This window comes from Faecalibacillus intestinalis (genome assembly GCF_015097455.1).
Classification (GTDB): domain Bacteria; phylum Bacillota_I; class Bacilli_A; order Erysipelotrichales; family Coprobacillaceae; genus Faecalibacillus; species Faecalibacillus intestinalis.
This window is the reverse complement of the sequence record NZ_AP024085.1, coordinates 2,037,750-2,063,555: the sequence shown is the minus strand read 5'-3', so window position 1 is coordinate 2,063,555 and position 25,806 is coordinate 2,037,750. Positions and strand designations below refer to the sequence as shown.

Genomic DNA, 25,806 nt, shown 5'->3' with positions numbered 1-25,806 from the left:
GGTAAATCATGAACGAAGAATTAGATTTTGAACAAGTTGCAAAAATAAAAGTAATCGGTGTTGGTGGCGGAGGAAACAACGCTGTTAACCGCATGGTTGAAGAAGGCGTTAGAGGAGTAGAATTCTTTGTCGCAAATACAGATGTACAAGTATTACGTCGTTCGCCTGTAGAAAATAAAATTATTTTAGGAAAAGATTTAACAAAAGGTTTAGGAGCAGGAGGTAATCCAGAAGTAGGAAAGAAAGCTGCTTTAGAATCTGAAGGAGATATTAGAACTGCCCTTGAAGGTGCAGATATGGTTTTCATTGCTGCTGGTATGGGTGGTGGAACTGGTACTGGTGCAGCACCTGTTTTCGCTAAGATTGCTCGTGAATTAGGAGCATTAACAGTAGGTGTTATTACTAAACCATTTACTTTTGAAGGAATGAAACGTAAAAAACAAGCAATCGAAGGTATTGATGAATTACGTTCTAATGTAGATAGTATTATTGTGGTTTCAAATGACCGTTTATTACAACTAATTGGTGGACGTCCAATGCAAGAAGCATTTAGAGAAGCTGATAATGTATTAAGACAAGGTGTTCAAACAATTACTGATTTAATTGCTGTTCCTGCATTTATCAACCTTGACTTTGCAGATATCTGTGCAGTTATGAAAAATAGAGGAAATGCGTTAATTGGTATTGGTATGTCATCAGGAGATGATAAAGCAAAAGAAGCTGCAAAACGTGCAATTTCTTCACCTTTATTAGAAGTTTCCGTAGCAGGTGCTAAAGACGCTATTATTAACGTTACAGGTGGACCAAATATTTCATTATATGATGCTAATATTGCTCTTGAAACAATTACTCAAGAAGTTGGAGATGACATTAATACTTATTTAGGTATTGCTATTAATGAAAACTTAGATGATGAAATTATTGTTACTGTTATCGCAACAGGATTCGAAGAAGAAAAGGAAGAAGTAACTGTCCAACCTTCAGTAGCAAGACCTTTAGGTGAAGAACCTCAAACTTTTGAATCATATGATGATGACGAAGATGATGATGATGGTTTTCCACCAGCATTTATCAAAAATAGAAGAATTTAATAAGATGAGCTAACGATGTTAGCTCATTTTTATAAAGGAGGAATTTAAATGAAAATTGGATTTATAGGATTAGGAAATATGGCGGGGACAATTTGCCAAGGTCTTATTAAAAGTGATTTTATTGATGGTAGTGAGGTATATGGATATGATATAAATAGTCAACAGCTGATGATGTTTGAACAAGATTTTGGTATTCATATATGTTCAAGTGAACAAGACGTTGTTAAAAATTGTGATTATTTGGTGATGGGGGTTAAACCAAATGTCGTAGAAAGTGTCATTTCAAAAATAAAATCAGTCATTGATCAACAAGTGATCGTTTCAATTGTTGCTGGTTATGGAAATGATAAATATGAAGAATTATTACCGGGAACACATCACTTAACAATTATGCCAAACACACCAGCTAAGGTATTAGAAGGAACGACTTTATTTGAAAAAGACAATACTTTAACAGCTGAAGAATTAAATTACGTACAAACAATGTTTGAAAGCATTGGTGAGGTTTATCTTATTGAAAATTATCAAATGGTTGCCGGTGGTGCTTTAAGTGGTTGTGGACCAGCTTTTGTTTATATGTTTATTGAAGCTTTAGCAGATGGTGCAGTTTTAAATGGTTTGCCTCGTGATTTGGCTTATAAGCTTGCCAGCCAAACTGTTTTAGGAAGTGCAAAAATGGTTAAAGAGACGCAATTACATCCAGGTATTTTAAAAGATCAAGTTTGTTCTCCAGGTGGTATTACGATTCAAGGTGTTAAGGCTTTAGAAGAAAATAATTTTAGAAACGCTGTGATGGAAGCAATCGATCGTTCAAAAAAATAATGTGTAGAAAGTATGGATTTTTGTCCATACTTTTTTAAATGTCCAATCTTTTTTGACATCTTTTTTACTTGTCATCATATATGATGATAAAGGGGTAAGCAAGATGGAGGTCTATGTTGAATTAACTTATTGTATGAATGGTATTTTATTTATCATGACTTATGAAATGATTTCATTATTGCTTAATATTAATTGGTCATTTTTGAAAATCCTTTTCTTGAGTTTTTTAAGTAATATATCGATTGTTCTCATTTATATAGACTATTTACCATATATAAGTTTTTTATACTGGATTGTCCTTTTTTTATTTATTTTTAAAAAACAATTTTTCTTATATTTTCCAGTTTTTTTAATTGTTTATTTTTCAATACTATTCTTTATCAATACCCTAATAAAAGAATCATTTATATACAACGGAATCTTGATTACTCCCATAAATTATAAAGATATAGTTATTGTTGTTATGATATGTGTTTTTTTAATCATTGAAACAATTTATTTAATTTATACAAAAAGAAAAATAAAACAAAAAGATGATCTATATGATGTAACACTTATTTTTAATAATAAGATTTATCATCTTTCAGGGTTTTTAGATAGTGGTAATCATGCAAACTATCTAGGTTATCCACTTATTTTTATTAAAAAAAGTAAAATTGATACTTATCAACAATTAGATACATTGATTATTGATGGCTTAAAAAAAAGAAAAATAGATATTATTTTAGTTGACCAAGTTTTAGTAAATAAGCAATCTTTAAGAAATGTTTATATAGGTGTATTGGATGAATTAGATTATGATTGTTTATTAAATAAAGAATTGATGGGAGGGATTATTTGATGTGGCAAATGATTAGACAGTTTTTAAATACAAAACAGTATCTTTATTATATAGGAAGACATGATATTTTACCGCCTCCTTTAAAAGGTCAACAAGAAAAGGAAATAATTGAAAAAGCAGTTTCTGGGGATCAAAAAGCAAGAGATTTATTGATTGAACATAATTTAAGATTGGTTGTTTATGTTGCTAAAAGATATGACAATAGCGCCAATTGTCCTTTGGAAGATTTAATTAGTATTGGCACAATTGGTTTAGTAAAAGCAATCAATACTTTTAAGGCAGATAAAAATATTAAACTTGCGACGTATGCTTCAAGGTGTATTGAAAATGAAATACTTATGTACTTAAGAAAAAATAATAAGATTCGTTATGAGATTTCTTTAGATGAACCTTTAAATATTGATTATGATGGTAATGAGTTATTATTAGGAGATATCGTAGGAACAGATGATGATCTTGTTGAACAAGAGATGTTGAAAAGTGATCAAAAGAAAATTTTTTATGAAGCTTTAAAAGAATTGAATGAAAGAGAAAAAGAAATATTGATTTTAAGATATGGTTTATCTAATAATGATGAATTGACACAAAAGGATGTTGCTGATTTATTAGGTATTTCACAATCCTATATTTCTAGATTAGAAAAAAAGATTATAAAAAAATTAAGAAGTCAATTAAATTATGATGAAGTGAAATAGTATATTTTTATCAAAAAAAGCCACACTAATTTTGGTGATTATTGTGGAAAAAGAAAGTTTTATGAGCACTATCCCTATTCAAAAAACTCTTTCTAAAGAAGAATTATATACATTGATTCAAAATTATCAAAAGAATCATGATCAAAAAAGTAAAGAAATGATTATTCTTTCTAATACAAAATTAGTGTTATCTTTAATGAAAAGATTTTACCAAAAATCAAATCATTATGAAGATCTGTTTCAAGTAGGCATCGTTGGTCTAATAAAAGCAGTCGATCATTTTGATACCAATTATCAATTACAGTTTTCAACGTATGCAGTTCCTTTGATCATTGGTGAAATGAAACGTTATTTAAGAGATAATACACAAGTTAAGATTTCTAGACCAATCAAGGATTTAGCTTATGCTATTTTAAAAGAAAAGGAAAAATATTTAAATCAATATCAAAGAGAACCAACGATTCAAGAATTATCACAAAATTTAAATATTGAAAAACAAAATATTATAGAAGCAATGCAATCTACTCAAAGCATTGCTTCTTTCCAAGATGTTGTAGGAAATGATAATCAAAATGAATTATCATTATCAGATATTGTCTCACTTGATCCAGAAACATTGAAACATTATCATGATCACCTTGATTTAAAAAATGCCTTTGATTGTTTAAATCAAAGAGAAAAGAAAGTAATTCAAGAAAGATACTATCAGGGTTATTCGCAATGTGAAATAGCAGATGAGCTTTTTGTATCACAAGCGCAAATTTCTCGAATTGAAAAAAAAGCTTTAGAAAAATTACATAAAAAATTAGTCTAAAGCATATTTTATAGGGGTGATCGTATGAGATTTGTATCATTACAATCAAAAGATGTGATTAATGTTTATGATGGTAAAAAAATAGGGTATATTGCGGATATTGAATTAGATTGGTGTCAAAAATGTATACGTGCTTTAATTGTCGAAAAAATGAATTTTTTTCATTTTTTTTGTTTTTTTAAAGAGCCTCCTGTCTTAGTTATTCCGATTGAATGTGTGATTTCTTTAAAAGGCGATGTGATTTTAGTGAATATTGAACAGGTTTAGCTAGATTTCCTTGTTGATACCTTTGATAATCAATAAATGTATGGTATAATATTGAGGAAATAAAAGGAGGATGACTTCATGGGTTACGGTGAAAAAGTAAAAAAATGGTTTTTCGATGAAGATGGGGATGGAGAAGATATTGCTGAAGATTATGATGCTGTAGAGGTTGATACTGTACCTAAAACAAGCTTATTTGAACAAGCAAAACTTTCTAAAACAAGCGAAGCTGTGAAATCATTAAATATGAATAAAGATAGTCATTTAGTTTTATTTGAACCACGTTCATTTGGAGAAACTCAAGATATTGCAAATTATTTAAAAACAAAAAAAGCAACAGTTGTTAATTTACATCGTTTACAAAAAGATCAAGCTAAACGTGTTGTTGATTTCTTAAGTGGTGTTATTTACGCTATTGAAGGTGACATTCAAAGAATAGGACCCAAAATTTTCTTATGTACACCTCGTAATATTTCTGTTGCAGGAACAATTGATCTAGATGAAGATGAACAAGAAGATTAAAAAGTATGGTTTCCATACTTTTTTAAGTTATGTTTGAACATTTTAAAGGGGAAGAAGTCTTTGTAAAAAAGGTACTTGATTATTTGGATCAAGTACAATATAAACAAAGACTTATTTTAACGCAATTTTTAGATCCGTATCATCAATCAATTGTTAAAAGTGTTATTGGGCATCAAGATGAAGTTCAAGTTTTAGAAAATGGTGGTTTTATTCATAGTGAAAGTCAAAGAATAATTATTGCTCCTTATTTTTATGAAATAGAAAAGGAAGATTTTGAAATCGTTGTTTGTAAGATTATTTATGCAAAAAATTTTGAAAAATTAACACATCGAGATATTTTAGGTGCTTTAATGTCTTTAGGAATTAAAAGAGAGTTATTTGGAGATATTGTTGAAAAAGACAAAGATTTTTATTTAGCTGTTGATCGACATATTTATGAATATTTAAAAGATCATTTATCAATGATTAAAAGAAGTAAAGTAAAGTTTGTTGAATGGGATGAAGAAATAGAAGTAAAAAATGATTATTTAGTAAAATCATTTATTGTATCTTCATTTCGATTAGATAAGATCATTTCTTCTTTTTATAAAATTTCAAGACAAAAAGCAGCAGAATTTATTCGTGCTGGTCATGTAAAAGTTAATCATAAACCGGTTGAACAAATAAATTATTTATGTAATAATAAAGACATAATATCATTCAAAAAACATGGTAGAGTGATGTTTGTTGATTGTAATAAACAAACACGCTCTGATAATTATGTGGTTGAAGGGTATTTTTATAAGTAGGGAGTGAACATGATGTTATTGAAAAAACAAGTATTTGGTTATAATAAGTCACAAGTTGATGAATTGATCAATGAAAAAGATAATGAAATAAAACAGTTGAATGATCAAATTAAAAAATTACAAGAAGATTATCAACAATTAGAACATCAAAAATCATTATTACAGCATCGTGTAAACATCCAAGAACAAACAAATGAAGAAATTGCACGTCTTGCATTAAAAGAAGCAAGCGAACTTATTGACAAAGCGAAAAAGAATGCTAATATGATACTGAGCGAATCGCTAGAGTATGTTCGTTCGTTGTCTGGTGAGATGAGCGACTTTAAGGCGCAAGCTGTTAAATTTAGAGCTTCGGTCGAAAAAATGTCAAAAGATATCCTTGAGTCTATTGACCAGTCAGAAGTTTATAATTTAATTAATGAAGATAAATACGATGAAGGAGACAGTTTATAATTAGAGTTTTAAGAGAGCTGATGGTTGGTGTAAATCAGTAACAAAGATTATAATGTATCACTCTGGAGTAGCCCTTTGAATTAAGTAGAAGGTGACGTTAATCGCGTTAAGATTTCAAGAGCGTATGAAAATACGAATTAAGGTGGTACCGCGATCACATCGTCCTTAGGATGATGTGTTTTTTTATTTTTAAAGAGAGGAAAGAAAAAATGAATTACAAAGACACATTATTAATGCCAAAAACTGACTTTGAAATGCGTGGAAACTTACCAAAAAAAGAACCTAAGTATGTAGAACGTTGGCAAGAAAACGACATGTATAACAAAGTTATCCAACAAAACGAAGGAAAAGACAGCTTTGTCTTCCATGATGGTCCTCCATATGCTAATGGAAATATGCACATGGGGCATATGTTAAACAAAGTCATCAAAGACGTTATTTGCCGTTATAAAAATATGAATGGTTTCTATACACCATATATTCCTGGATGGGATACTCATGGTTTACCGATTGAAAATGCTATTCAAAAATTAGGTGTTAATCGTAAAGAAATGCCTACAGCTAAGTTTAGAGAAAAATGTGATGCTTATGCACATGAACAAGTAAATAAACAAATGGAACAATTGATCCGTATGGGAACATTTGCGGATTATAAACATCCATATTTAACATTACAACATGAATTTGAAGCAAGACAAATTGAAGTTTTTGCTAAAATGGCAATGGATGGATTAATTTTCAAAGGATTAAAACCAGTTTACTGGTCACCATCAAGTGAATCTGCTTTAGCAGAAGCTGAAGTTGAATATCATGATATCAAATCACCAACAATTTTTGTTAAATTCCAAGTTAAAGATGGTAAAGGAGTCTTAGATAACGATGTTAATTTCGTTATTTGGACAACTACTCCTTGGACAATTCCTGCTAACTTAGCAATCTGCTTAAATGCTTCTTATAACTATGCATTAGTAGAAACTGAAAAAGGAAAATTAATTGTCTTAGATACTTTAGTTGATGAATTAATGGCTAAATTTGAAATCACAGATTACAAAGTTGTTAATCATTATAAAGGATCTGAATTAGAATACATCACATGTCAACATCCATTATATGATAGAGAATCATTAGTTATCTTAGGAGATCATGTAACATCTGACTCTGGTACTGGATGCGTTCATACTGCACCTGGATTTGGGGCAGACGACTTCTTTGTAGGTCAAAAATATAACTTACCAGCTTATTGTAACGTTGATGAACATGGTTGTATGATGGAAGATTGTGGTGAATGGTTAGCTGGTCAATATGTTGATGACGCCAATAAAACAGTAACTATGAAATTAGATGAAATTGGAGCTTTATTAAAACTTGAATTCATCACACACAGTTACCCACATGATTGGCGTACTAAAAAACCTATTATCTTTAGAGCAACTGATCAATGGTTCTGTTCATTAGATAAAATCAGAGATAAATTATTAAGTGAAATTGATAATGTTAACTGGTTAAATGAATGGGGACACATCAGAATCTATAACATGATTAGAGATCGTGGAGACTGGTGTATTTCACGTCAACGTACTTGGGGTGTACCAATTCCTATTTTCTATTGTGAAGATGGAACTCCAATTATTGAACAAGAAGTATTTGATCATATTTCTGAATTATTTAGAGAACATGGTTCAAATGTTTGGTTTGAAAGAGATGAAAAAGATTTATTACCTGAAGGATATACAAATGAACATTCACCAAATGGTATCTTCAAAAAAGAAAAAGATATCATGGATGTATGGTTTGACTCAGGAAGTTCACATACAGGTGTGATGGTAGAAAGAGGATTTAATTATCCAGTAGATCTTTATTTTGAAGGTAGTGACCAATATCGTGGATGGTTCAACTCATCATTAATTATCGGTGTTGCTGCTCATGGTAAAGCTCCTTATAAAACTGTCTTATCACATGGTTTCGTATTAGATGGTAAAGGAAATAAAATGTCTAAGTCATTAGGAAATACAGTAGATCCTATTAAACTTGTTAACCAATATGGTGCTGATATCGTAAGATTATGGGCTACTTCTGTTGCTTATCAACAAGATGTTCGTATTTCTAATGAAATCATGAAACAAGTGGCTGAAGGATATCGTAAAATCCGTAATACCATGAGATTCGTTTTAGGTAACTTAAATGACTTCAAAGCAAGTGATTTAGTAGAAATCAAAGATTTACCTGGTGTTGATCAATATATGTTAGCTAAATTAAATGAATTAATGAAAGCTTATGATGAAGCTTATGCAAATTATGACTTTGCAACAGCTAACCAAGAAATCTTAAATTACTTTACAAATACTTTAAGTTCATTCTATATGGATTTCACAAAAGATATCTTATACATTGAAGATGCAAATTCTCCACGTAGAAGACAAGTTCAAACTGTTTTATATCATCATGCTAAAACAATGATGAAATTATTATCAACAGTACTTGTATTTACTGCTGAAGAATTACATGATCATTTCCATTGTGATGAAAATAAAGCAGAATCTATCTTCTTAGAACCAAAATATGAATTATTTGATATTGAAAATGAAGAAGAAGTTTTAGCTTATTTCTCTAAATTTATGGAAGTAAGAAAAGATGTTTTAAAATCTATGGAAGGTTTAAGAAATGAAAAATTAATTAAATCGAACATGGAAACAAAAGTAACATTATCTTTAAAAGATGAATATAAAGATATTGCTAACTTAAAGGATGATTTAAAACAATTATTTATTGTGGCTAAAGTTGAATTAGTTGATGATACAACTTTAGAAGAATATGAAACTAGCTACATTAAAGTTGAAAAATTCAACGGTGTACAATGTCCAAGATGTTGGAACTATTTCGATGAAGATGAAATGAATGGTGAATTATGTTCACGTTGTGCAAGTGTAGCTCATCGTGTAGCTGAATAGCAGATAAAAGGATGTATCGAAAGATACATCCTTTTCTTTTTAAAAAACAATTTTGTAATGAAAAATAAAGCGAACTGTGTTATTATTTACGAGATTGTAGGTGAGGGAGTATATGAAAAAAGAAATATTAGGTAAATGTATGCTATTAATGTCTGCTCTTATTTGGGGAAGTTCTTTTATTGTTATGAAAAATGCTGTGGATTTTATTTCTCCATTTACGCTATTATGTATACGTTTTGTGTTAAGTACAATTTTCATTTCTATTTTATTTTTTAATAAAATAAAAAAAATCAAAAAACAAGATCTATTAGGTGGTTTTTTAGCAGGTCTAGCCTTATTTAGTGCTTTTTCAATTCAAACATTTGGTTTGCAATTGACAACACCTGGTAAAAATGCTTTTTTAACAGCCGTTTATTGTACGATTGTTCCTTTATTAAGTTGGCTTTATTTTAAAAAGAAACCCGATAAAGCACAAATATTTGCGGCTATCCTTTGTTTTATTGGAGTTGGTTTTGTTTCTTTAGATAGTTCCTTAAAGGTGAATTTAGGTGATCTTTATACTTTGATTGGTGGTTTTTTATATGCTGTTCATATTATTGTGTGTGAAAAAGCAATGAAAAAGACATCTCCAATTATTATTACTGCCTTACAATTTGCATTTGCTTCTATTTTTTCATTTATAGCAGCCTCTTTATTTGAAGATATTTCAGTTGTTTTCCATATTGATTCAAGTATTTATCTTCAAATCTTATATCTGGCATTTTTTGCAACTACATTATGTTATTTATTTCAAAATGTGGGACAAAAATTTGTTAATGAAAATATAGCAGCGTTATTATTAAGCTTAGAATCTGTTTTTGGAGTTTTCTTTTCCATATTATTTGGACAAGAAATAATGACACTTCAAATTGGATTAGGATTTATGATTATTTTTATTTCGGTTTTGATATCAGAAACAAAGTTATCTTTTTTACATAGGGGAGGAAAACAATGATTAAAAAATTACTTACAATAACTTTATCATTGATGATGATTTTTACATCATTCGTACCAGTTTTCGCTGAAGGGGAAGAAGTCAATATTGTAGGACAATATGGAATTGTCATCGATAAAGATACCGGGCAAGTTTTATACAATAAAAATGCCCATGATAAAATGTATCCAGCAAGTATTACAAAAATTTTAACATGTATTGTTGCTATTGAAATGTTAGATGATCTAGATAAAACAGCTACGATTACTCAAAGTGATATCGATACAGTTTGGGAAACAGGAGCTACTTCTGCAGACTTTACTGTCGGAGAAGTTGTCACTTATAGAGATATGTTGATGGGAGCAATGTTACCTTCAGGTGCAGATGCTTGTCGTGCTCTAGCTAATAATACGTGTGGTAGTCAAGAAAAGTTCGTTGAAAAAATGAATCAATTGGTAAAAAAATTAGGATTAAAAGATTCTCATTTTGTAAATACAACAGGAATTCATGATGATGATCATTATACAACAGCATATGATATGGCTAAAATTACCCAATATGCTTTAAAGAATAAAAAATTTGTTGAGGTCTTTGATAGATATCAATATACGTCAAGTGATGGTCAACATCAATGGGTCAAAAAAGTTATTTATAAAAGTAAAAGAGACCATATTGATACATCAATGATTGAAGGATGCAAAAGTGGTTATACAAGCAAAGCTCAAAGTACTTTATCAAGTTTATTGAATATCAATGATCATCATTATGTTTGTGTTGTTGGCTTTTCTAAAAATAGTGATGGCTATAATCATTGTACCGTAAATGATACCCTTGCTTTAGGTAATTATGTAAAAGATCATTATTCAGTTGCGAATATTATTAAAAAAGATACAAAAATGAATTCTGTTAAAATAAAAAATGGTCAAACAAATAAAGTTGATGTCATCACAGAAAAAGATATCGAAGCTGTTTTACCAAATAATTACAATCCATCTGATATAAAATATAAATATCATTTAAAAGATTTAACAGCTCCTGTTAAAAAAGATCAAAAAGTAGGAACAATGGATGTTTACTATCGAGATACAAAATTAGAAACAATTTCACTTAATACAACACAAGCAGTAGATGAAAGTGGTTCTGTTGTTTTTATGAGAAAAATGAAGAATGTTGTTTTACCATGTGTAATGGCAGTTGTCATCATTCTTGTGGTTTTATTATTAGTAAGAAAAATCATGATTAAACAAAGACGTAAAAAAAGACGTCAACAAAGAAATCGTAAAAAGTAGGTAAACCTACTTTTTTTACTTACATATGCTTAATTATTATACGTATATATAAGTAGATACATTGACATATACTTATATATACGTATAATATAAGCAAGAGGTGAGAAATATGGCTTATAAATGCGTATTTAGTGATATTGATGGAACATTATTGAATTCAAAACATCAAATAAGTGAAAAAACAAAAAAGAAAGTACAACAGTTAGCTATACAAAATATTCCTTTTGTTCTTGTTTCGGCAAGAATGCCTAAAGGAATGCATTATTTTTTAGATGAATTACAAATAAAAGCACCTATGGTAAGTTATAGTGGAGGTTTGATTTTAGATGAAAATCAAAAAGTAATCTATTCAAAAGGATTTTCAGTAGAAATGGCGAAAAGACTTTATGAATATATTAAATATTATTATCAAATTCCTGTTAATTTTTATGTTGAGAATCATTGGATGGTTGATGAAATAGATGAAGGAATTGAAGAGGAAAGCATTATTACAGGATTGAAACCTGAAAAATTGGATTTAAATGGAATTAAAAAGGTTCATAAACTATTAGTGATTGCTGAATCAGGAATTGTTGATCGTTTAGAAATGAGCTTAAAAGAAAAATTTAGTGGTTTAAAGATTTATAAATCAAAAGATACTTATTTAGAAATTATGGATGAATCGGTATCAAAATCCAGTGCAATTCAATTTTTATGTGATAAAATGAAAATAGGTCTTCATCAAACAGTTTCTTTTGGAGATAACTATAATGATTTAGATATGCTTCTTTTAACAGGAAAAGGATTTGCGATGGCTAATGGAGCGCAAGGTGTTTTAGAAAGTATTCCAACACATACGCTTTCTAATGATGAAGATGGAATCGTTTATGCATTAGATAATTTAGTAGGTGAATAAGGTGTATCAAGAAGAAAGAATTTATAAAATATTAGAAATATTAAAAGCTAAAAAGACAATGACCAATCAAGAAATTATGGATCAATTTCATATTTCTAGAGATACAGCAAGAAGAGATATTGTTCGTCTTGTAAATGAAAATTTGGCAGTTAGAACACATGGTGGTATTACATTAAATGATGTACATCAAATTGGAAGTTATCAAACAAGAAAACAAGAAAATGAAGAGATAAAAAATGAAATTGGAAAAATAGCTGTTTCTTTGAGTGAGAACAATAAAGTAATCTTTTTTGATACTTCAACAACGGTGGCTGCTTTATGTCAATATGTAGAAGGTAATATAGAAGCTTATACTCATTCTTTAGATAATATTGAAATATTATCGAATCATTGTTTATGTCAGATGATTGGTGGAACTTACTTTAAAAAGAATCGTTATATGTATGGAAGTCAAACGTTGAATATGATTGATCAAATTTATTTTGATTTAGCTTATGTAGCAGCAGCAGCTGTGATGGAAGATGGTATTTATGTTGAAGAATTTGAAGATGCTATGATTAAAAAAAAGGTAGCAAGTCGAAGTCAAAAAGTTTGCTTAGTTGTAGATCATAGTAAATTTAATAAAAAAAGTTCTTATAAAGCTTTAGCTTTTCAAGATATTGATGTTCTTGTTGTTGATTGGTTACCTGATACTTATCGAGAAAAGATAGAAAAAGCAGGATGTCAAATAATATATACAAAAGAAAAGTAGATTCGCATGAATCTACTTTTTAGCAAGCATTTTATCAAAAAAATAACCAATTACTCTGAAAATCATGGCTAAACCAAAGATAGATAAAGCACCAATTGTTTCATATTTATGGAAAAGGAATGTACATAAAAAATATGTAATGATTCCTAATGCTGCTCCTAAACCTGTTAACAATGTCATGAAAACATCTTTTTGTTGTTTCATAATTTCACCTCAAGAACTATTCTAACATAACAAAAACTAATAAACAATAAATAGAAGTTGTGCTATAATCTAGATAAAGTGAAGGGGGAAGTCTATGTATAATACGTTGATTTTTGATTTAGATGGAACACTTGTAGATTCAATAGAAGATTTAGCTTTATCTACAAATATATTAATGAAAGAAAATCATTTTCCTACCTATGATTTAGATACATATAAACAATTTGTAGGAAATGGTGTTGATAAATTAATAGAGCGTGCTTTACCTGAAAAATATAAAAAAGATGTGAGAAAATATCGTGCACGTTTTGATGAAATTTATAAAGAAAATTGTTTAAAACATACAAAACCTTATTCAGGAATGAAAGAATTAATTGATGAACTTTATCATCAAGGGTATAAATTAGCAGTTGTAACGAATAAACCAAAAGTAAATGCAGTAACAATTGTAAATCATTTATTTCCTAATAAATTTATGTATGTTTTCGGAAATACGGTTTATCAACCAAAAAAACCACATCCTTGTTTAGTACAACTAGCTATGCAGTTAATGGAAAGTAATAAAAATGAAACATTGATGATTGGTGATAGTAATGTAGATATTGAAACAGCCATCAATGCTAAAATTAAATCTATAGGGTGTGAATGGGGCTTTAGAGGAAAAGAAGAACTTGTTCAAGCTGGAGCAACTTATACTGTTTCTAAACCAAGTGATATTAAGGATATTCTAAAATGATTGCAGTATCGAGATGTTTAATTGGTGAAAATTGTACATATGCTGGAAAGAATAATCTTTGTAAGGAAATAAAGGAACTTTATGATCAAGGTTTAGCGTTACCACTTTGTCCAGAAATCTTAGGTGGTTTACCAATTCCTAGAACACCTTGTGAAGTTACTGGAGAAAAAGTGATTGATCAAAAAGGAATTGATCGTACAAAAGAATATACACAAGGTGCTAAAATTGCTTTAGATAAATGTTTAGAAAAAAACATTAAAATAGCTGTTTTAAAAGCTAAAAGTCCAAGCTGTGGAAAAAATCATATTTATGATGGAACATTTTCACATCAACTTGTTGAAGGTGATGGTATTTTTGTACAGATGTTAAAAGAAAAAGGAATTGCAGTTTATAGTGAAAATGAAGTAACAGAGGTTTTAAAATTAATAAATGGAGGAAAGTAAAAATGGGACATATTTTATGGGTAGAACCTGTATTTAAAGAAATGATTTGGGGAGGAAACCAACTTAAAGAAAAGTATGGTTATGCTATTCCAAGTGATCAAACAGGAGAATGCTGGGCACCTTCAGCACATCCAAATGGTGATAATAAAATCAAAGAAGGAGAATTCAAAGGACAAACACTTTCAAAAGTTTTTGATGAACACCGTGAACTTTTTGGAAATATCAAAGATAAACAATTTCCATTGCTTGTAAAGATCATCGATGCTTGTAATGATTTATCTGTACAAGTTCATCCAAATGATGAATATGCAGCTCTTCATGAAAATTCATTAGGAAAGACAGAATGCTGGTATGTATTAGATTGTAAAGAAGATACAAAGATGGTCATGGGACATCATGCTAAAACCAAAGAAGAACTTGTAAAAGCTATTGAAAATGATGATTATGATCATTTATTAAATAAGTTTTATATCAAAAAAGGAGATTTCTTTTATATTCCAAGTGGAACAATTCATGCTATCTGTAAAGGTTCATTGATCTATGAAGCACAACAATCATCAGATATCACATACCGTGTTTATGATTATCATCGAAAAGATAAAGATGGAAATGAAAGACAACTTCATGTAAAACAATCCATCGATGTGACAACAGTGCCTTATAAACCTTATGATCTAGCTAAACAAGTAGAAGAAACAATAGAAAATGGAACAAGAAAAGAACTCGTATCATCTAACTATTTAACATTAAATAAATATGATATGACAGGATATAATAAAGTCATCAATGATAAACCATTCCAACTTGTATCAATCATTGAAGGGCAAGGAACAGTAGAAGGAAAAGAAGTTAAAAAAGGAGATCATTTTGTTGTATGTTCAGATCAAAAAGAAGTTGATTTTGATGGAACAATGACAGTCATGATTTGTACATTATAATGAGATGTTATCATTGTAGTCATGAAATAAAAGATTCTGCTTTTGCTTATAAGGGTAGACAAGAATGTAAAGAATGTCATAGTATTTATCAAATCCATTTTCCTTCAGGAGTAGGATTTATTCCTATTGTGATTGCCTTTATACCGGCTTTATATATGGTAACAATTTTAAGATATGCATTTATTGTTGGACTTGCGATCTTTGTTATCTTTTATTGGGCCATTGATATTATTATGAATAATATTTTAATTTATTTAGGTAAATATGAAATTGAAGAAATTGAATAAAACTTGTATTTAAAAAAATAAAGAGTATCATTAAATATGTAAATAGAAACAGGGGAGCTTGTAGGCAGGCTGAGAGGAAGTCATCAAACTTCGACCCTTTAACCTGATATGGATAATGCCATCGTAGGAAGTCAACATTTCGATTTTTTTACAGGAGCATGTCTCCTGTTTTTTATTTAAAAAGAAGTATCCACATATGTGGCGGATTGAAGGGGAGCGCCTTGAATCTTGTATTAAGCGAAGGGAAGCTGTGTTCCAGCGTGAGAGGATACCACAAAGTATCGACCGAACTACCATAAAGTTATTTCATAAACGAAGTTTATGTTTTTGATGATGGGTAAGTTTGGTCATCTTCATATTTATGAAATAACTTGTAAAAAACAAGGAGAGAAAATATGTTAGAAGAAATGTTAAAAAATGTGAGAGAAAAAAGTCCACTCATTCATAATATTATAAATTATGTTACAGTCAATGATTGTGCTAATGTCGTTCTTGCATGTGGGGCATCACCAATTATGGCAGATGATCAAAAAGAAGTTGCTGAAATTACTTCGATTTGTACAGGACTTAATATTAATATTGGAACACTTAATACGCGAACGATTGAATCAATGGTCATTGCTGGGAAAAAAGCTAATGAACTTCATCATCCAGTTGTATTAGATCCTGTAGGAGTTGGAGCATCTACGTTAAGAACTCAAACAGCTTTAAAATTATTAAAAGAAATTCAGTTTTCAGTTATTCGTGGAAATATTTCAGAAATCAAAACTTTAGCTTTAGGAAGTGGTACAACGAAGGGTGTTGATGCTAATCTTGCAGATAAAGTGACAGCAGAAAATATCCATGAAGTTGTCAGTTTTGCTCAAGAGTTTTCTAAAAAAACAGGGGCAGTTATCGCTATTACAGGGGCTATTGACTTAGTATGCAATGAAAATATTGCTTATGCAATTTATAATGGTCATGAAATGATGTCTTCGATTACAGGAACAGGATGTCAATTATCAGCACTTACGGCTTCGTTTATTTCCGCAAATCCTGATTATTTACTTGAAGCAACAGTTGCTGCAGTATGTACCATGGGTCTTGCTGGAGAAATCGCACATGAAAGATTAACACCATTAGATGGTAATGCAAGTTATCGAAATTATATTATTGATGCTATTTATAATATGACTCCTAAGCAATTACAAGAAGGATCTCAATATAAAAAAATCTAACTAGATATGTGATTACTCTAAAATAATGAAAAGAGGAAGATTATGAAAACAACAGATAAGATGTTAGAAGCAACAAAAGAACTATGGAAATCTTATAATGAACATCCTTTTGTTAAAGGAATACAAGATAGTTCATTAGATAAAGATAAATTTAAATATTATATTATGCAAGATTATCTTTATTTAAAAGAATACGCTAAAGTTTTTGCGATTGGAGTTGCTAAAGCAAAAACTTTAGAAACAGCGAATCTTTTTGCTAAATATATTGCTGTAATGAATGGTGAATTAGATGTTCATAGTGGTTATATGGGAAAATTTAATGTAAGACAAGAAGAAATAGATGATATGAAACCATCACTTGATAATTTATCTTATACCTCTTATATGCTACGTGTTGCCTATGAAGAAGGAGAAGTAGAAATCTTGGCAGCTATATTATCTTGTGCTTATAGTTATGAAGTTATTGCGAAAAAGATTGTTGAAAATAATCCAAATTCAATCAATGATGAATTTTATGGGGATTGGATCAAAGGCTATGCTTCTAATGAATATGCTAGTGGTAATATTATTTTAATAGAAACAATGAATCAACTTACTAAAGATTATACAGAAAAACAAATTCAACATCTTATTGATATCTTTGTAGCATGTTCAAGATATGAACTTGCATTTTGGCAAATGTCATGGGATAAAAGTTGTTAGTAAATAAAAAAATGAAAGAGACAAAACATCTTTCATTTTTTCATTATAAAGAAAAAGAAGGAGAATTATTCTCCTTCATAATTTTCAACGTTATGGTAGATTTTATCTACATCGTCACAAGCATTTAAAAGATTCATTAATCTTTCAAATAATTCCATATCTTCACCTTCAAGAGATACATATTCTTGAGGTGTTGTAGCGATTTCTTCTACATCAAATTCAGCATTAGGACAAGCTGCTTCAATAGCATCTTTCATTTTATATAAATCAGTTGGTGCACCAGTTAATTCAATTGAACCATCTTCATGAGTTTCAATTTCTTGACAATCAGCTTCACCTTCCATTAAAGCTTCTAAAGTTTGTTCTTCATCTAATCCTTTAAAAGTTAAAATAGAATATGTATCATATAAATAAGATACTGAACCTTCATTTCCTAATTTAGCTTTAGATTTTGTAAATGCAGGACGTACTTGAGAAATAGTACGATTAATATTATCAGTTAAGCATTTAACAATAACAGTTGAACCACTTGGACCATATCCTTCAAATGTTTTTTCTTGATAATCTTCAGTAGCTCCACTTTTTACTTTATCAACTGCACGTTTAATAACGTCAGCAGGAACTTGTTCTTTTTTAGCTTTAGCAATAATTCTTCTTAATGCTAAGTTACCATCTGGATCAGTACCACCAGCTTTAGCAGCTAAATAGATTTCTTTTCCATAACGAGAATATAATTTTGCTTTTGCTGCAGCAGTTTTTGCCATAGCAACTTTACGCACTTCATGTGCTCTACCCATAAAAAAGCCTCCTTAATTGTATGTAATCTCAATACTTGGTTATTATAGCGAATACATCGAGGTTTTTCAAGGTTTAATATAAATGACAAACGAGTTTTGTTCATGTATAATGAAAAAGCAAATGAGGGATAAAGATGGAAACAATTGTTATTATTGGAGCAGGTGCAAGTGGACTTGCATGTATGAATGAATTAGTAAAAACAAATAAATATAATATTATTGTCTTGGAACAATCTAATAAAGCAGCTAGAAAAATACTTGCTAGCGGTAATGGAAGATGTAATGTTTCAAATTTGAATATGGATATTAAGTACTATAATCATCAAGACCCTTTAATAGAAAAATTAATTAAAGAATTTGATGTCGTCAATTTTTTTAAACAACTTTCTTTAAAACTACGTTATGAAAAGAACCTTGTTTATCCATATTCACTTTCAAGTTTATCTGTTAAAAATGCTTTAATGAAAAATATGGATAATGTATCGTATATCGATAATTGTGAGGTTCTAGCAATAAAAAAAGCTAAAACATATGAAATTATTACGACGAATGGTCATTATCAAGCGGATAAAATAGTCATTGCGACAGGATCACCAGCCAGTCATTTATCAGGACAAAATAATTTAAAAATGTTAGAAAAAATGTATATTTCCATGATTCCATTTACACCAAGTCTTGTTCAAGTAAAAACAAACCCCGTTTTTAAAGTTTTAAAAGGACAAAGAGTAAAGGGAATTGCAATGCTTTATGATCAAAATCAATTGATTGAAAAACAAACAGGAGAAATCATGTTTACAGATTATGGTCTATCAGGTATTTGTATTATGCAATTATCTAGATATTTAGAGCATTTAAAAAATCCAAAACTTATTTTAAATTTATTGCCTGATATTGAAAAAGAAGAATTTCAACACTATGGTTTGGAAGGATTCTTTCATGAAAAAATCGTTCAGATTTTTAAAGAAAAAAATATTGATCCTCGTTGTTTAGAATTCAAAATCATCGATACAATGTCAATTGAAAAAGCACAAGTTTGTCATGGTGGTGTTTCTTTAAAAGAAGTAGATGAAAATTTACAACTTAAGAAATATCCAGGCATTTATGTTTGTGGAGAAGCTTTGGATGTTGATGGTGATTGTGGAGGTTACAATTTACATTTTGCTTTTGCAAGTGGTGTACATGTGGCAAAATCGATAAAGAAATAAAAGAGTAGTAAATGTGTTGTAAATAGAAATGTTATAATGAATATATAAGTGGAAAAATTATATTTACCAAATAATAAGGAGCTAACTATGGAAAGTCAAGAAAAGCACAATATAGAATGGAAATCAGTTTGGAAAGATGAATATTTAGTTGGTATATGTGCGTTTGCCAATGCACAAGGTGGTAAATTTTTTATTGGTATAGATGATAATGGGAAAATTATTGGTGTGGAAAATTCAAAAAAATTATTAGAATCCTTACCAAGTAAAATAAGAGATGCTATGGGAATCGTAGTAGATATTAATTTAGTCCCTATTTACATTTGTGTGTCTAATACCAAGACAGTATAATTATACATTTCACGAATTGCGTAAGCAATTAGAAAATCAAGTAGTCCAAATTCCATAAAATGAAATTTTAGGGCAAATTACAGACATTGGCTTGGCTGTAGTATTTTTAAACAACGTGTGTTAGACTACTGTTATACAAATCGAAATTTATAAAGGAGAATATTGATGAAACTGTTTTTATGTTCGCACTTTTCAAGTGTGGGAAGTCTGATAAAGGAAGAAATTGAAAATAAGAAAGTCGCATTTATTCCAACAGCTTCACTGCGTGAAGGCTACACCGGTTATGTCGGCTCGGCTCGAAAATTATTCAAAAAGTTGGGAGCAATCGTAACTGAAATTGATATTTCAACGGAGGCTTATTCAACGATACAGTCTGTTTTTGAAGAAGCAGATGTGATATATTTTACTGGCGGAAATTCTTTCTTTCTTATGGATCAGCTCCGTAAAACGGGAGCTGATGGGCTACTGAAAAAGGAATTGGCAAATGGAAAATTGATGATCGGCGAGTCGGCAGGCGCAATTATATGCGCTCCAAGCATCCAATATATCGAGCAAATGGATGAAAAGCCGGAGGACTACTCACAAGAAGATGATGCAGGGATTGATTTGATTGATTTCTATGTTCTTCCGCATTATCTTACAGCACCATTTAAGAAAGTTACCGAGAAAATAATGACTGAGTTTTCGGATTTGAATCTATGCCCAATTAACAACCGTCAGGGAATTGTAATTGATGGTGAAGATTCAAAGGTTATTTGCAAAGACTAATTTGAAAATTCCAATCTAATAAATTGCATGATAACTTAGAGTAAAAATGAATACCCATTAGCCGGAAATGAATAGAAAATGAATAAAAGAGTGGTGTTTCGTATAATTATGAGTTAGTATGCATCAGACACATTTTTGTAAAAAGGGAGTTAATTTATGTAAAAAAAATAATTTGGAATATATAGAAATAGATGTTCCGTCTTATCCAATAGCTATATCTTGTAAAGGAAACTATTATTTTAGAAGTGGGAGTACATCACAAAAGTTGGCAGGTATTGAATTAGAAAGTTTTATTTTACGTAAAAGAGGAGCAACTTGGGATAACGTTCCATACCCATTAGTAAAAATAGAAGATTTAGATCAAAACGCTATTCAAAAGTTTAAAGAACTTGCAATTCGTAAAAAAAGAATAGATGATACGATTTTAGAAGAAGATACGGAAACATTATTAGATAAACTTCATTTGATAAATAATGGTTATCTTACAAATGCTGCCTTACTTTTGTTTTCAAAAGATCCAGAGAGATATTTTACAGGTGCTTTTATAAAAGTAGGATTTTTTGAAACAGATGCTGATTTAATTTATCAAGATGAAGTAAGAGGATCGCTTTTTGAACAAATTGATAAAGTTATAGAACTTATTTTCTTTAAATATATGAAAGCTAAGATTTCATATGATGGACTTCAAAGAGTTGAAGAATACTTTGTAAGTGAAGCAAGTATGAGAGAAGCTATATTAAATGCTATTGTTCATAAACAATATGAATCTGGTGTACCAATACAAATAAGTGTTTATAAAGATAAGCTCTATATTACAAATGTTGGAAAGCTTCCAGATCATTGGACAGAAGAAACTCTTTATCAAAAACATGGCTCTAAGCCCTATAATCCTAATATTGCGCATGTTTTCTATTTAGCAGGACATATTGAGTCATGGGGAAGAGGTATAGAAAAATATTTGATTCATGTATAGAAAATGATTTACCAATGCCAAAATATTATATTAATCCTACGGATATTATGATTGAATTTGATGCACCTCAAAGATTGGTGATTGATAACTTTTCAAAGGTGACTAATAGGGTGAACGATACAATGAATAAGATACTAGAATCCCTATATGATGATCCTGGATATACAATTACCGAATTTGCAAATATTATGAAAATGAGTAGAAAGAGTATTTCAAATAATATTAAAAAGTTAAAGGATTTAGGAATTATTGAAAGAGTTGGAAATAACAAAAAAGGATATTGGAAAATAAAGAGATAGGAGAAGGTATGTTAAAAGTAAGTAATATTGCAGTTTCTTTAGATGAAAAAGATTACGCTAAAGTTATTGCGAATACATTAAATATAAGAAAATCACAAGTAAAGAATGTAAAGATTGCTAAAAAGGCAGTCGATGCAAGAAGAAAGAATAAAGTACATTTTAATATGGGCTTTACTTTTGAATATGTCGATGAAGATCAATTATTAAAAACACATAGTAAACAAGTAAGTAAAGTTAAAGAATATCATTATGACAAGTTAACACCAAATAATCAAACAATCATGGTTGTTGGAAGTGGGCCAGCAGGATTATTTTGTGCCTATAATTTAGCGCGTAGTGGGCAAAAGGTAATTTTGATTGAACAAGGTAAATGTGTTGATGAAAGAAAAAAAGATATCGATACTTATTTAGAAACAGGTAAGTTAAATACTCAAAGTAATGTTCAATTTGGAGAAGGAGGAGCAGGAACGTTCTCTGATGGAAAGTTGACGACAGGTATTAAGGATTATCGTAAACAATTTGTATTGAATACTTTTTATGAACATGGTGCAAGTGAAGATATTCTTTACTTAAATAAACCACATTTAGGAACAGATGTTTTAATTAATGTGGTTAAAAATATTAGAAAAGATATTGAAAAATGTGGAGATGTTCGTTTTGAAACAAAATTGGTAGATATTATTATTGAAGATAATCAATTAAAAGAAGTTGTTTTAGAAAATAATGAAGGAACATATAAAGAAAAAGTAGATCAACTGGTATTGGCTATTGGTCATAGTGCGAGAAAAACATATGAAATGCTTTATCAAAAACAATTAGAAATCTCTCAAAAAGCTTTTGCAGTGGGAATGCGTATTGAACATAGTCAAGAATTTATTAATAAAAACCAATATGGAAAATTCTATGATCATCCTGCATTAAAAGCGGCTGATTATAAATTGGCGGTGCATACAAGTCAAAAAAGAGGAGTCTATACTTTCTGTATGTGTCCTGGTGGTTATGTCATGAATGCAGCCAGTGAAGAAAAAAGACTGGTTGTTAACGGGATGTCTAATTATAAACGTGATAATAAATACGCTAATAGTGCTATCTTAGTCAATGTGACACCGGATGATTTTGGTAGTTCACATCCGCTTGCAGGAATGTATTTTCAAAGAAAATTAGAAGAAAAAGCTTTTGAACTAGGAGGAAGTGATTATTCAATTCCAGTTCAAAGAGTGGAAGATTATTTAGAAAATAAAGAAAGTAAAGAAAAAATAGAGACAAGTTTAAAAAGAGTTAAAAATGCTCAATTGAATGCATTACTTCCTGAAATCCTGAATATAAATTTAAAAGAAGGACTTCTTTTAATGAATAACAAGATTAATGGGTTTACAAGTGATGCCACATTACTCGGAGTAGAATCAAGAAGTTCAGCACCAATTCGTTTTTATCGTGATGACAATATGGAAAGTAATATTAAAGGGATTTATCCAATTGGTGAAGGTGCAGGATATGCAGGTGGTATTATGTCAAGTGCAATTGATGGTTTGAAATGTAGTGAGGTATTACTCAAAGGAGAGAGATAATGTGTCATTATTTGAACTTGTTGTTATTTCAATTTCATTAGCGATGGATGCTTTTACTGTTTCGATGATGTATGGTATTTCTATGCCAAAAGGAAACATCAAGAAACAAAGCTTCATTGCTTTTTATTTTGGCTTTTTTCAGGCATTGATGCCTTTTTTAGGATATCATTTAGGATGTGTATTTTCAAAAAAGATACAAGCCTATGATCATTATATCGCTTTTATTTTTTTAATGATTGTTGGTATCAATATGTTAAAAGATGCTTTTAGTGAAGAAGAAACAAATTATAATTTTAAATTATTAGATTTAACAATTCTTGCTTTTGCAACAAGTATTGATGCTTTTGCTATTGGTATGACTTTTGCTTTTTTAGAAGTAGCTATTTATCAAGCTTTATTGATTATAGGAATTATTACTTTTCTATTATGTTTGTTTGCTTTACAAATTGGACGTTATTTAAACAACAAGTTTCAAAATAAGGCACTTATTTTTGGGGGCATTGTTTTGATTTTAATTGCTTTTAAAACATTGTTGGAGCATCTTTTTTGAAAAAAGTATATAATGAAATAGGTGACAAGTATGAAAGAAGAAGAAAAAATTATAAAAAATACTATAAAGAGAACAAAAGAATATGATCGAACACTTTCTCCATATGCTTGTAAAACAAGTGAATGCCAAAAATTAAGAAAAGAAGAAAGTGAACATGAAGAGTTTGATATTCGTTGGCCTTTTGAAGAAGATATTGATCGTATTTTATATTGTAAATCTTATCAACGTTACACAGATAAAACACAGGCTCTTTCATTTTTTCAAAGTGCTCATATTTCTAAACGTTCAATCCATGTTCAATGGGTTTCGCGTATTGCCAGACAAATAGGAAAAGGTTTGAATTTAAATTTAGATTTAATTGAAGCGGCTGCTTTAGGACATGATTTAGGACATGCTCCTTATGGTCATGTAGGAGAAAGAGCGTTGAATGAAAAACTACAAGAAAAGGGTTTTGGATATTTTTGTCATAATGCTAATAGTGTACGAAATATTCTTTATTTAGAAAGAAATGGGAAAGGCTATAATGTTTCTTTACAAGTCTTAGATGCTATTTTGTGTCATAATGGTGAAATGCTTTCTAAAAAATATGAACCAGATCGTAAAAAAACAAAAGAACAATTCTTACAAGAGTATCATGATTGTTGGCATAAAGAAAATGCCAGTCTTGAGTTAAAACCAATGACTTTAGAAGGATGTGTGGTTCGTATTTCAGATGTTATTTCTTATATTGGAAAAGATATTGAAGATGCTATGAGTGTAGGTATCTTACAAAAGAAAGATCTTCCTGAAAATGTAGTAAAAGTATTAGGAGATAATAATAAATCAATTATGAATAAATTAATTGGTGATTTGATGATTCATAGTTATCAAAAACCATATTTACGTTTTTCTCATGAAGTCTTTGAAGCATTATCTACTTTACTTTCTTTTTTAGGGGAAAAGGTCCATCATCATCCAGTTCTTGAAAAAGAAAATGCTAAACTTTCAAGAATGGTCAAAGAACTCTTTGATGTTTATTTAGAAGAATTAGAAAATAATGATCAAGATTCAAATATTGTTAAGTTTAAAAATAAGATGGTAGAAAATTATCAAAAGACGCCCAATCCATTGATTGTCTCTGATTATTTATCAATGATGACAGATACTTATGTTTTAAATGATTATGAAAGAAAATTTTTACCAATTCTTCATGGCGAAAAACTTTAATAATTATTTTATTTGGTGTAAAATATAAATATACAGGAGGGATGGCTTATGAAATTAATTATTGCTATCGTAAATTCTGATGATAGTTCATCAGTACAAGCCGCACTTACAGAAGAAGGATACTTCGTTACAAAATTATCAACAACAGGTGGATTCTTAAAGAAAGGAAATACAACATTCTTTATTGGAACAAATGATGATAAAGTTGAACATGCTGTAGGTATTATTAAAGAAAATTCTAAAAAACGTGTAGAAAAAGAACCTACTGTTCCACCTACTGAAATGGGAGAATTTTTTACTCCAATCATGGTAGATGTACTTGTTGGTGGAGCAACAGTTTTTGTATTAGATATTGAACAATTTGAAAAATTTTAGAAAAAGGACATTGTCCTTTTTTTTTAATCCTTTATAATGTTTGT

The 25,806-nt window shown here is 29.7% G+C and carries 31 protein-coding genes, 1 riboswitch and 1 other annotated feature; of the genes, 29 read left to right on the top strand and 2 right to left on the bottom strand.

The window, feature by feature from the left end; genetic code table 11:
* Positions 1 to 8 precede the first annotated feature (8 nt).
* The 14 genes from ftsZ (at position 9) to Fi14EGH31_RS11010 (ending at position 13,146) form a co-directional block, all read left to right on the top strand.
* Positions 9 to 1,091 (top strand): cell division protein FtsZ, encoded by a 1,083-nt coding sequence (gene ftsZ, locus Fi14EGH31_RS11075; RefSeq protein ID WP_022001799.1) that lies wholly within the window; start codon positions 9 to 11, stop codon positions 1,089 to 1,091.
* 48 nt (positions 1,092 to 1,139) lie between these two features.
* Positions 1,140 to 1,913 (top strand): pyrroline-5-carboxylate reductase, encoded by a 774-nt coding sequence (gene proC, locus Fi14EGH31_RS11070; RefSeq protein WP_117480623.1) that lies wholly within the window; start codon positions 1,140 to 1,142, stop codon positions 1,911 to 1,913.
* A 463-nt stretch (positions 1,914 to 2,376) separates the two neighbouring features.
* Positions 2,377 to 2,754 (top strand): sigma-E processing peptidase SpoIIGA, encoded by a 378-nt coding sequence (locus tag Fi14EGH31_RS15720; protein WP_230308165.1) that lies wholly within the window; start codon positions 2,377 to 2,379, stop codon positions 2,752 to 2,754.
* Positions 2,754 to 3,449: a sigma-70 family RNA polymerase sigma factor gene (locus Fi14EGH31_RS11060; protein ID WP_022001796.1), complete on the top strand. Its 696-nt coding sequence runs from the start codon at positions 2,754 to 2,756 to the stop codon at positions 3,447 to 3,449. The genes Fi14EGH31_RS15720 and Fi14EGH31_RS11060 overlap by 1 nt, the downstream gene beginning before the upstream one ends.
* Before the next feature lie 43 nt (positions 3,450 to 3,492).
* Entirely contained in the window at positions 3,493 to 4,263 is a 771-nt protein-coding gene (locus Fi14EGH31_RS11055) for a sigma-70 family RNA polymerase sigma factor (RefSeq protein ID WP_233544733.1), read from the top strand.
* Between the two features lie 24 nt (positions 4,264 to 4,287).
* Entirely contained in the window at positions 4,288 to 4,530 is a 243-nt protein-coding gene (locus Fi14EGH31_RS11050) for a PRC-barrel domain-containing protein (protein ID WP_022001794.1), read from the top strand.
* Positions 4,531 to 4,608: 78 nt separating this feature from the next.
* Complete coding sequence (locus Fi14EGH31_RS11045; RefSeq protein ID WP_022001793.1) at positions 4,609 to 5,049, top strand: cell division protein SepF; 441 nt, start codon at positions 4,609 to 4,611, stop codon at positions 5,047 to 5,049.
* A gap of 29 nt (positions 5,050 to 5,078) precedes the next feature.
* Positions 5,079 to 5,837, top strand: a complete 759-nt coding sequence (locus tag Fi14EGH31_RS11040; protein WP_107029558.1) for a YlmH family RNA-binding protein — start codon at positions 5,079 to 5,081, stop codon at positions 5,835 to 5,837.
* A 9-nt stretch (positions 5,838 to 5,846) separates the two neighbouring features.
* On the top strand, positions 5,847 to 6,290 hold the full coding sequence (locus Fi14EGH31_RS11035; protein ID WP_022001791.1) for a DivIVA domain-containing protein: 444 nt from the start codon (positions 5,847 to 5,849) through the stop codon (positions 6,288 to 6,290).
* Positions 6,262 to 6,460, top strand: a binding site (T-box leader). It overlaps the preceding gene by 29 nt.
* Positions 6,461 to 6,499: 39 nt before the next feature.
* Entirely contained in the window at positions 6,500 to 9,238 is a 2,739-nt protein-coding gene (gene ileS / locus Fi14EGH31_RS11030) for an isoleucine--tRNA ligase (RefSeq protein WP_117787534.1), read from the top strand.
* Between the two features lie 112 nt (positions 9,239 to 9,350).
* Positions 9,351 to 10,232, top strand: coding sequence for a DMT family transporter (locus tag Fi14EGH31_RS11025; RefSeq protein WP_117480619.1), 882 nt, complete (start codon positions 9,351 to 9,353; stop codon positions 10,230 to 10,232).
* Positions 10,229 to 11,500 (top strand): D-alanyl-D-alanine carboxypeptidase family protein, encoded by a 1,272-nt coding sequence (locus Fi14EGH31_RS11020; RefSeq protein ID WP_200764812.1) that lies wholly within the window; start codon positions 10,229 to 10,231, stop codon positions 11,498 to 11,500. Before Fi14EGH31_RS11025 ends, Fi14EGH31_RS11020 begins: the two co-directional genes overlap by 4 nt.
* Positions 11,501 to 11,609: 109 nt before the next feature.
* Complete coding sequence (locus Fi14EGH31_RS11015) at positions 11,610 to 12,395, top strand: Cof-type HAD-IIB family hydrolase (RefSeq protein WP_022001787.1); 786 nt, start codon at positions 11,610 to 11,612, stop codon at positions 12,393 to 12,395.
* A gap of 1 nt (position 12,396) precedes the next feature.
* Complete coding sequence (locus Fi14EGH31_RS11010; RefSeq protein WP_118573261.1) at positions 12,397 to 13,146, top strand: DeoR/GlpR family DNA-binding transcription regulator; 750 nt, start codon at positions 12,397 to 12,399, stop codon at positions 13,144 to 13,146.
* 12 nt (positions 13,147 to 13,158) lie between these two features.
* Here the strand turns inward: Fi14EGH31_RS11010 and Fi14EGH31_RS11005 are convergent, their stop codons facing one another.
* A complete protein-coding gene (locus Fi14EGH31_RS11005) occupies positions 13,159 to 13,350 on the bottom strand; it encodes a hypothetical protein (protein ID WP_022001785.1) in 192 nt (63 codons plus the stop codon).
* Positions 13,351 to 13,444: 94 nt separating this feature from the next.
* Here Fi14EGH31_RS11005 and Fi14EGH31_RS11000 point away from each other — a divergent pair, with 94 nt between their 5' ends.
* From Fi14EGH31_RS11000 to tenA, 6 genes are all read left to right on the top strand, one after another.
* Positions 13,445 to 14,086, top strand: coding sequence for an HAD family hydrolase (locus tag Fi14EGH31_RS11000; RefSeq protein WP_022001784.1), 642 nt, complete (start codon positions 13,445 to 13,447; stop codon positions 14,084 to 14,086).
* Positions 14,083 to 14,529, top strand: a complete 447-nt coding sequence (locus Fi14EGH31_RS10995; protein ID WP_117825955.1) for a DUF523 domain-containing protein — start codon at positions 14,083 to 14,085, stop codon at positions 14,527 to 14,529. The genes Fi14EGH31_RS11000 and Fi14EGH31_RS10995 overlap by 4 nt, the downstream gene beginning before the upstream one ends.
* 2 nt (positions 14,530 to 14,531) lie before the next feature.
* Positions 14,532 to 15,467 carry a mannose-6-phosphate isomerase, class I gene (gene manA / locus Fi14EGH31_RS10990; protein ID WP_117828417.1) on the top strand — a complete coding sequence of 312 codons (936 nt, stop codon included), beginning with the start codon at positions 14,532 to 14,534 and terminating at the stop codon, positions 15,465 to 15,467.
* Positions 15,467 to 15,754 (top strand): hypothetical protein, encoded by a 288-nt coding sequence (locus tag Fi14EGH31_RS10985; RefSeq protein WP_022001404.1) that lies wholly within the window; start codon positions 15,467 to 15,469, stop codon positions 15,752 to 15,754. Before manA ends, Fi14EGH31_RS10985 begins: the two co-directional genes overlap by 1 nt.
* A 40-nt stretch (positions 15,755 to 15,794) precedes the next feature.
* Positions 15,795 to 15,901, top strand: a riboswitch (TPP riboswitch).
* Positions 15,902 to 16,149: 248 nt separating this feature from the next.
* The gene (gene thiM / locus Fi14EGH31_RS10980) at positions 16,150 to 16,971 is read left to right on the top strand and encodes a hydroxyethylthiazole kinase (protein ID WP_200764811.1); all 822 of its coding nucleotides are present in this window, start codon (positions 16,150 to 16,152) and stop codon (positions 16,969 to 16,971) included.
* A gap of 42 nt (positions 16,972 to 17,013) precedes the next feature.
* Positions 17,014 to 17,673 carry a thiaminase II gene (gene tenA, locus Fi14EGH31_RS10975; RefSeq protein ID WP_200764810.1) on the top strand — a complete coding sequence of 220 codons (660 nt, stop codon included), beginning with the start codon at positions 17,014 to 17,016 and terminating at the stop codon, positions 17,671 to 17,673.
* Positions 17,674 to 17,738: 65 nt separating this feature from the next.
* Here the strand turns inward: tenA and Fi14EGH31_RS10970 are convergent, their stop codons facing one another.
* Positions 17,739 to 18,470: a YebC/PmpR family DNA-binding transcriptional regulator gene (locus Fi14EGH31_RS10970; RefSeq protein ID WP_032090637.1), complete on the bottom strand. Its 732-nt coding sequence runs from the start codon at positions 18,468 to 18,470 to the stop codon at positions 17,739 to 17,741.
* A 134-nt stretch (positions 18,471 to 18,604) separates the two neighbouring features.
* Between Fi14EGH31_RS10970 and Fi14EGH31_RS10965 the strand changes: the two genes are divergently transcribed.
* The 9 genes from Fi14EGH31_RS10965 to Fi14EGH31_RS10925 all read left to right on the top strand — a co-directional run bounded on the left by Fi14EGH31_RS10965 (position 18,605) and on the right by Fi14EGH31_RS10925 (position 25,762).
* Complete coding sequence (locus Fi14EGH31_RS10965; protein ID WP_200764809.1) at positions 18,605 to 19,675, top strand: NAD(P)/FAD-dependent oxidoreductase; 1,071 nt, start codon at positions 18,605 to 18,607, stop codon at positions 19,673 to 19,675.
* 87 nt (positions 19,676 to 19,762) lie between these two features.
* Positions 19,763 to 20,023, top strand: a complete 261-nt coding sequence (locus Fi14EGH31_RS10960) for an AlbA family DNA-binding domain-containing protein (RefSeq protein WP_048923617.1) — start codon at positions 19,763 to 19,765, stop codon at positions 20,021 to 20,023.
* Positions 20,024 to 20,188: 165 nt separating this feature from the next.
* Positions 20,189 to 20,791, top strand: a complete 603-nt coding sequence (locus Fi14EGH31_RS10955; protein ID WP_117782348.1) for a Type 1 glutamine amidotransferase-like domain-containing protein — start codon at positions 20,189 to 20,191, stop codon at positions 20,789 to 20,791.
* A gap of 118 nt (positions 20,792 to 20,909) precedes the next feature.
* The gene (locus Fi14EGH31_RS10950) at positions 20,910 to 21,764 is read left to right on the top strand and encodes an ATP-binding protein (RefSeq protein WP_118347564.1); all 855 of its coding nucleotides are present in this window, start codon (positions 20,910 to 20,912) and stop codon (positions 21,762 to 21,764) included.
* The gene (locus tag Fi14EGH31_RS10945) at positions 21,725 to 22,063 is read left to right on the top strand and encodes a winged helix-turn-helix domain-containing protein (protein ID WP_118347563.1); all 339 of its coding nucleotides are present in this window, start codon (positions 21,725 to 21,727) and stop codon (positions 22,061 to 22,063) included. The genes Fi14EGH31_RS10950 and Fi14EGH31_RS10945 overlap by 40 nt, the downstream gene beginning before the upstream one ends.
* A gap of 8 nt (positions 22,064 to 22,071) precedes the next feature.
* Positions 22,072 to 23,631 (top strand): NAD(P)/FAD-dependent oxidoreductase, encoded by a 1,560-nt coding sequence (locus tag Fi14EGH31_RS10940; RefSeq protein WP_118347561.1) that lies wholly within the window; start codon positions 22,072 to 22,074, stop codon positions 23,629 to 23,631.
* A 1-nt stretch (position 23,632) separates the two neighbouring features.
* Entirely contained in the window at positions 23,633 to 24,181 is a 549-nt protein-coding gene (locus Fi14EGH31_RS10935) for a manganese efflux pump MntP (RefSeq protein ID WP_032090633.1), read from the top strand.
* A 30-nt stretch (positions 24,182 to 24,211) separates the two neighbouring features.
* Positions 24,212 to 25,387, top strand: a complete 1,176-nt coding sequence (locus Fi14EGH31_RS10930; RefSeq protein WP_117787457.1) for a deoxyguanosinetriphosphate triphosphohydrolase family protein — start codon at positions 24,212 to 24,214, stop codon at positions 25,385 to 25,387.
* A gap of 48 nt (positions 25,388 to 25,435) precedes the next feature.
* Positions 25,436 to 25,762 carry a cyclic-di-AMP receptor gene (locus Fi14EGH31_RS10925; RefSeq protein WP_022000754.1) on the top strand — a complete coding sequence of 109 codons (327 nt, stop codon included), beginning with the start codon at positions 25,436 to 25,438 and terminating at the stop codon, positions 25,760 to 25,762.
* The last annotated feature ends 44 nt before the right edge of the window (positions 25,763 to 25,806 follow it).